Genomic DNA, 6,962 nt, shown 5'->3' with positions numbered 1-6,962 from the left:
CCTCAGGCGCGACTCTCATCGACCCCGGACTTCGATACAGGCCCTAGTCGTGGACGGTGATCGCCTGCGCCGGGCAGATGCCCCGGGCCGTGCGCGCGGTCGCCTCCGCCTCACCGGACGGGTTGTCGTCGAGCACGGTGACGAACCCGTCGTCGTCCTGGTCGAACACGTCCGGCGCGGCCAGCACGCACTGAGCCGAGCCGATGCACCTGCCGGTGTCCACACTGATCCGAGCCATCACGAATCCTTCCAGTTACCAGCGCACAGGTAGCGCGTGGAGTCCGAAGAGGACTCCGTCGTACTTGAACCGCAGTTCCTCCAGCGGGACCGCGACCTCCAAGGCCGGGATCCGCTCGAACAGGCCGCGATAGGCGACGTCCATCTCCAGCCGCACCAGGTTCTGGCCGAGACACTGGTGCACGCCGTACCCGAACGCCACGTGCCCGGTTGCCGGCCGGGCGGGGTCGAACTCGTGCGGCCGTTCGAACATCTCCGGGTCGTGGTTCGCGCCGGCCACGAGCGGCACGATCCCCTCACCCGCGCGGACGAGCTGCCCGCCGATCTCCACGTCCTCGATCGCCACGCGCAACGCCACCAGGTCGGCGACCGAGTGGTAGCGCAGCAGTTCCTCGATCATGCGGTCGTCGTCGATCCACTGCTTCTGCTGCAGCAACGTGACGACACCGAGCGAGATGTTGTTCGCCGTCGTCTCGTGGCCCGCGATGAGCAGCAGCATCGAGACGCCGGAAAGCTCTTGGGGCGTCAGCAGACCGCCCTGGAGAAGCCTGCTGATCAGATCGTCGCCAGGGCGCTTGGACTTGATCGTGATCAGCCTGTTGATGTAGCGGAGCAGGTGTTCGGACGCCTTGTCCCGTTCCTCGTCGGTCGACGTCAGCGTCACGAGGACCTTCGTCTTCTCCTCGAAGAAGTCGCGGTCCACTTTGGGCACTCCCAGCAGGGAGGAGATCACGAGCGACGGCACTGTCAGAGAAAAGTCCTCGACGAGCTCCGCGGTGTTGCCTTTCGCCAGCATCTGGTCGATTGCACGGTCGACGATCTCCTCGACCGCCGGGCGCAGTGACCGGATGCGGCGCACCGTGAACTCGGGGATCAGCGCCTTGCGGAACCTGTTGTGGTCGGGCGGGTCCAGCGACACGAACCAGCCGGGCACGTCGTCCGCGGACGGCGCGCCCACGGTGCGCGACGGACGCGGAAAGCCTTCGTGGTCCGGGTTCGAGCTGATGCGCGGGTCGGTGAGCACCGCACGCACCTCCTCGTGCCTCGTGACCAGCCAGACGGTCTCACCGGACGGCAGCGCGGCCTTCACCAGGCCGGGCCTGGTGCGGAAATCCTCGTACTCGGGGGGAGGGAACGGTGCGCCGGGGCGGCGCATCATGAACGGGACTAGGTCGGCGTCGGCACTGGTCATGTCATACCTCGTAGAACTGGCGGACTTGCCCCACGATGTAGTCCTGGTCGTCCTCGGTCAGCTCGGCATGGGTGGGGAGGTAGAGCCCGTCCTCGGCGAACCGGTTCGCGTTCAGCGCCGGCCACACCGGGTCGAGATAGCCGGGCTGCCTGCTCATCGGCTTGAAGAAGAGGCGGGTCTCGATCCCCTTCTCCGCGAGGAACCTCATGAGCTCCTCACGGCGTTCAGCACGCAGGTCGTACATCCACAACACGTCACGCGGCGGCATGAGCGTGATTCCGTCGATGCCCCGAAGGCCTTCGTCGTACCGCTTCTCGATCCGAGAGCGTGTTGCGATGATCTCGTCGAGGCGTTCGGTCTGCGCGAGCGCGACCGCCGCCTGCAGGTTCGTCATGCGGAAGTTGTAGGCGAGCTTCTTGTGCAGGAAGCTGTGGTCGCGGGTGAACGCCATGCCTCTCAGATGGGCCATCTGCCTCGCCAGGTGCGGGTCGTTCGTGACGCAGATGCCGCCCTCGCCGCTGGTGATGATCTTGTTGGCGAACAGTGAGAACGCCGCGATGTCCCCGGTCGGCTTGACACCGTGGGCTTCCGCGGAGTCCTCGACGACTCTGAGGTTGTACTCGTAGGCCAGTTCGAGGATCGGCTCCATGTCGCACTGCCGGCCGTAGACGTGCACCGGCATGATCACCTTGGTGCGCGGGGTGATCTTCTCCTCGATCTTCGCGACGTCGATGTTGAGATCGTCCGCGCAGTCGACGAACACGGGCGTCGCACCGGTGTAGGTGACGGCCCACGCCGACGCGATCATGGTGAACTCGGGCACGATCACCTCGTCGCCCGGCCCGACTCCCAGCGCGCGCAACGCGAGCGTCAGCGCTGTCGTGCCGGACGAGCAGGCGACGCCGTGCTGAACACCGTTGTAGGCGGCGAAAGCCTCCTCGAACCGCGGCACGTACGGGCCCTGCGAGGAGATCCAGCCGTCCGTCACGGCCTTCGTCGTGTACTCGAGCTCGTTGCCGCGCAGGGAAGGCATCGACACGGGGTAGCGGTAGCTCATCGTCAACTCACTCCGTGTTTCTACTTCTGGGCCAGCGCGGGAAGGGAAAGGACGAGGTCGGCGGCGGTCTTGCGGCCACCGGCGGCGTGCTGGAGCGCGGCGAGACGTTCGGCGTTCTCGCGGAACTCCGGGTTGTCCAGAACGCGGGTGAGCTTGTCCACGACGTCGCGCGGGTCGACGGTGTGCGGTTTGTCCAGCGTCAGCCCGACTTTGAAGCTCTCCGCCCGCACGGCCTGGTCGTAACAGTCCACCCACAGTGGCCGCGACACCATCGGCTTGCCGAAGTAAATGCTTTCGGTGTAGGCGTTTCCGCCCGCGTGCGTGAAGAACAGCTTGACGTTCGGGTGCGCCAGCACATCCAGTTGCGATGGCACCCACGTCTCGATGCGCAGGTTGGACGGCAGATTGGACGGCAGGAACTTCTGCTGGTCGCGCGGCAGCTTCCACAGGATGGAGTGCTTGCCCTCCAACGTGTAGGCGACCTGCACGAACGCCTCGACCTGGGGGCGGGTCAGCCGGGTGATCGTACCGAAACCCATGTACACCACGGACTTCTGCGCGTCCAGCCACGCGCCCAGCTCGCCGGGATCGGCCTGGGGGAGCGGCGGCACCAGCGCGCCGACCGTGCGGATCTTCTCCGGGATGTCGAACGGGTAGTCCATCTCCGGGATCGAGTAGCACAGCACCAGCTCGGACTTCTCGACCCGCGCGAACTGGCCGCGTGCCTCGGGGGAGATGCCGAGCTCCGCGACGACCTTCGCGTTCTCGGCGTTGCGTTCCTTGTTCTGCTCGGAGAACGCCATCGCGAGCGTGCGCCACCCGAAGAGCCGGTTGGCCCAGCGCTGGGTGAACGACATGTCCGCGGGCAGGCCGGTGTGCGGGCGCGGGAAGCCGCTCGGGGTGTAGGACGGGCCGATCGGCACCGCGGACGTGACGAGGTTCGACGGCACGAACGGGTTGCTGATCACGTACGGAATTCCCTTGGTGATCGCGACCTCGTAGCCGAACATGCACATCGACTCGACGACCATCAGCGCCGGCTGGATCTCGTCGACGAGCCCGGCGAGCGCGCGGTACTTGGGAACCCGCAGCGCGGGCCGGTGCGTCTGCTCGATGACGGCTTTGCGGGCCTTGAACCTCGACCGCTGCGTCACCTTCGCGTAGATGTCGTCCGGCCACGTCACCGACGACATCTCGGGGATCACGTCACCGAGCGAGCGGAACCGGATCGGCGAGCCGACCGCCGCTGCCTCGACTTCCTCGCGGCCCTTGTCGTCGGTGGCGAACCACAGGTTCTCCACGCCGCGGCGCGAGAGCTCCTCCGCTAGCACGAGCATCGGGTTCAGCAGGCCGCTCTCGGGCAGACTGACGAACAGGATCGGCCGCTGGCTCATGGACTTCACCCTTCTGGCGCCTGGTGAACGCGAGCCTGCCCGACGTCCTGCGGGTGTGTCCTGGGGTGACAGTCTTCTCGAGAAGAAGCCCTAGTGTTGGAACGCACCCCAGGTCGAGGAGAACACCTAGAACCGGCGCGTATCGATATCATGAGGATGTGTCCGCCTGGGACGCTCGACGCCGACTCGTCGTGGCGAGAGGTACATCATCATGACCAGGACGTCCGACAGCAGCATGACCAAGGCACGGCTCGCGGGACTCATCGAGCGCGACGACCAGTGGGCCGCCTTGGAGACATTGCTGACGGACTCCCTGTCAGGATCCGGAAGGGTCGCTCTGCTCACCGGTCCGGTGGCGAGCGGGAAGACCGAGCTGCTGCACGCGTTCGGTGAGGCCTGCGGCGTCAGCTTCGTGAAGGCGACCTGTTCGGCGTTCGAGCGCGACCTGCCTTTCGGTGTGGTGGGCCAGATCTTCCATCCGCTGGACGCACCGGCCGAGGTCGGTGAGCTGCTGGACGCCGCCGCTCGTTCCGCCGACGGGCCGTCCGCGCGGCAGCTGCACGCGTTGTGCATCGCGTTGATGGACCTGACCGCCGAGACACCACTGGTGATCGGCATCGACGACGTGCAGCACGCGGACTCGTCCTCGTTGCACTGGCTGCTCTACCTGATCCGGCGGCTCGGCCAGGTCAAGGTGTTGCTGATGCTGAGCGAGACCGCGTCGCCGCGTGCTGCTCACACCGCGTTGCACACGGAACTGTTGCGGCATCCGCACTGCCGGGATGTCTCGCTCGCCCCGCTGGGTTCTGTCGAGGACCTGTTCGAGACCGCGATGCACGCTTCGGAAGCGATGTCGCTGTCCGGTGGAAATCCGTTGCTGGTGCGGTCGTTGCTCGATGACCAGCGGTTGTGCAAGCCGCGCGACGACGGTGGTCTGGTGATCGGGCCGAGCTATCGGCGTGCTCTGGTGAGCTGTCTGCATCGCTCTGATCATCACGTCTTGCCGGTGGCGAGGGCTTTGGCCGTGACGGGTGATGGCGCCACACGGGAGTCGTTGGGGCGCTTGGCCCGCGTCGATGTCGAGACGGTGGATTCCGCGCTGGACGTGATGAACGAGGCCGGGCTGCTGTCTGATGGCTGGTTCCGCGACCCGGCCGCTCGTGGTGCCGTGCTGGACGACCTGTCCGCCCAGGACCGCAAGGAGATGTATCTCGGGGCGGCTCTGCTGCTGCACGACGAGGGCGCGCCTGCCACTGAGGTGGCGCCGTATTTGGTGATGGCGGACCACTCCGAGAACCCGTGGATGGTGCCGGTGTTCGAGGAGGCCGCCGAGCACGCGCTGCGGGACGAGCAGATCGACACGGCGTTGCGGTATCTGGAGCTGGCGCACCGGGCCTGTGTCGAGGTGCACGGGCGGGCGGCGATCGCGGCGAAGCTGGTGCGGGTGGAGTGGCGGGTGAACCCGTCCGCGGCCGGTCGCCGGTTGGGGACGGTGGTGCCGGCGATGCGGGCCGGGCAACTGTCGGACCGCGATGTGAACTCCTTGGTGCAGCCCATGTTGTGGAACTGCCAGGTCGACGAGGCCACCGAGGCTCTGGAACGGGTCAGGCGTTCTGCCGCGTCCGGCAGCGGGTTGCGGGCGATGGAGCTGTGGCTGGCCTGCTCGCATCCGACTCTCGCGCGGCGTCCGTCGTCCGAACCCGTGAAGACGCGCACCGTGAGCCTGACGTCCGGGCCGATGCTGAAGGCGGTCACCGCCTTGGCGAACGTGCTGACGTACGGGGCCAGCGACGCTTCGGCCACCGATGCCGAGCACGTGCTGCAGGCGGCCCGGCCGTCGGACAGCGGGTCGTGGGGGCCGGAGTCGGCGATGCTGGCGTTGCAGGCCTTGGTGTACGCGGATCGGCTCGACGTCGCCGCGCAGTGGTGCGACCGGCTGCTGGAGGAGGCGCGGGTCAAGAACCTCGGGGTGGCGCGGGCGTTCTTCTCGTGCGTGCGGGCCGAGGTGTCGTTGCGTCGCGGCGATTTGAGCACTGCCTTCGAACATGCGCAGAACGCACTGGACTTCATGCCTGCCGGTGGGTGGGGGGTGGCGCTGGGGATGCCGCTGGGGATCCTGATCAACGCCGCCACGAAGATGGGGCGGCACGAGGACGCGGCTTCCTTCCTGGAGCAGCCGGTGCCTGAGGCGATGTTCCAGTCGCGGTACGGGTTGCACTACCTGTATGCGCGCGGCCACCACTACTTGGCGACTTCGCGGCACTACGCGGCGTTGGCGGACTTCTTGTCGTGCGGTGAGCTGATGACGTCCTGGGGTGTGGATCAGCCCGGGGTGGTGCCGTGGCGGACGTCGGCCGCGGAGGCGTGGCTGCTGCACGGGGCGAACCGGGACGAGGCGAAGCGGCTGATCAACGAGCAGCTGGCCCGGTTGGGGCCTGAGGGTTCGCGGACTCGTGGGGTGGCGTTGCGGTTGCTGGCCGCTACGAATCAGCCGCACAACCGGCCGCAGCTGTTGCAGGACGCGGTGGTGGTGCTGGAGGAGTACGGGGACCAGTACGAGCTCGCTCGCGCTCTCGCCGACTTGTCCAAGGCGCATCAGGCCCTGCGGGAGCATCGGCGGGCTTGGACGGTGGCCCGGCGGGCTTGGCACGTGGCGAACGTGTGTGACGCGGCTGAGTTGTGCGAGGAGTTGTTGCCTTCTCGGGGGAAGCCCGACGAGGATGCTCCGGCTGAGGAGAAGCCGGTTGATCCGATCGCCACGTTGACCGATGCCGAGCGGCGGGTGGCCGCGTTGGCGGCGGTGGGGTACACGAACCGGGAGATCGCGTCGAAGCTGTACATCACGCCTTCGACGATCGAGCAGCACCTGACTCGGGTGTATCGGAAGCTGAACGTGAAATACCGCAAGGACCTGCCCGCGGACCTGCACTCGTACCTGCCGAGCACGGCCTGATCCGCGAAAACTGTCAGACCTGCCTGAGATAATCGAAGAAGGGGTCCCCCTGGCCGGGCACGGCCCCGGCAAAGTCGTTTGTCCTGAATGCAAGGCGGGCACGGCGCTCGTTGATCATGTGAGTGTCTA

The 6,962-nt window shown here is 66.9% G+C and carries 5 protein-coding genes; 1 reads left to right on the top strand and 4 read right to left on the bottom strand.

Features of this window, described 5'->3' with window-relative positions:
• Nucleotides 1-43 precede the first annotated feature (43 nt).
• Genes UK23_RS43500 through UK23_RS43485 form a run of 4 tightly spaced genes read right to left on the bottom strand, consistent with a single transcriptional unit; the run spans nucleotide 44 to nucleotide 3,880 of the window.
• The gene (locus tag UK23_RS43500) at nucleotides 44-238 is read right to left on the bottom strand and encodes a ferredoxin (RefSeq protein WP_045317688.1); all 195 of its coding nucleotides are present in this window, start codon (nucleotides 236-238) and stop codon (nucleotides 44-46) included.
• 15 nt (nucleotides 239-253) lie between these two features.
• On the bottom strand, nucleotides 254-1,429 hold the full coding sequence (locus UK23_RS43495; protein ID WP_045317687.1) for a cytochrome P450: 1,176 nt from the start codon (nucleotides 1,427-1,429) through the stop codon (nucleotides 254-256).
• Nucleotide 1,430: 1 nt separating this feature from the next.
• Complete coding sequence (locus UK23_RS43490; RefSeq protein WP_045317686.1) at nucleotides 1,431-2,486, bottom strand: DegT/DnrJ/EryC1/StrS family aminotransferase; 1,056 nt, start codon at nucleotides 2,484-2,486, stop codon at nucleotides 1,431-1,433.
• 20 nt (nucleotides 2,487-2,506) lie between these two features.
• The gene (locus UK23_RS43485) at nucleotides 2,507-3,880 is read right to left on the bottom strand and encodes a glycosyltransferase (RefSeq protein ID WP_045317685.1); all 1,374 of its coding nucleotides are present in this window, start codon (nucleotides 3,878-3,880) and stop codon (nucleotides 2,507-2,509) included.
• A gap of 211 nt (nucleotides 3,881-4,091) precedes the next feature.
• Between UK23_RS43485 and UK23_RS43480 the strand changes: the two genes are divergently transcribed.
• Nucleotides 4,092-6,833: a helix-turn-helix transcriptional regulator gene (locus UK23_RS43480; protein ID WP_082115456.1), complete on the top strand. Its 2,742-nt coding sequence runs from the start codon at nucleotides 4,092-4,094 to the stop codon at nucleotides 6,831-6,833.
• The last annotated feature ends 129 nt before the right edge of the window (nucleotides 6,834-6,962 follow it).

This window comes from Lentzea aerocolonigenes (genome assembly GCF_000955955.1).
Lineage (GTDB): Bacteria > Actinomycetota > Actinomycetes > Mycobacteriales > Pseudonocardiaceae > Lentzea > Lentzea aerocolonigenes_A.
This window is presented reverse-complemented; position numbering and strand designations above follow the sequence as displayed.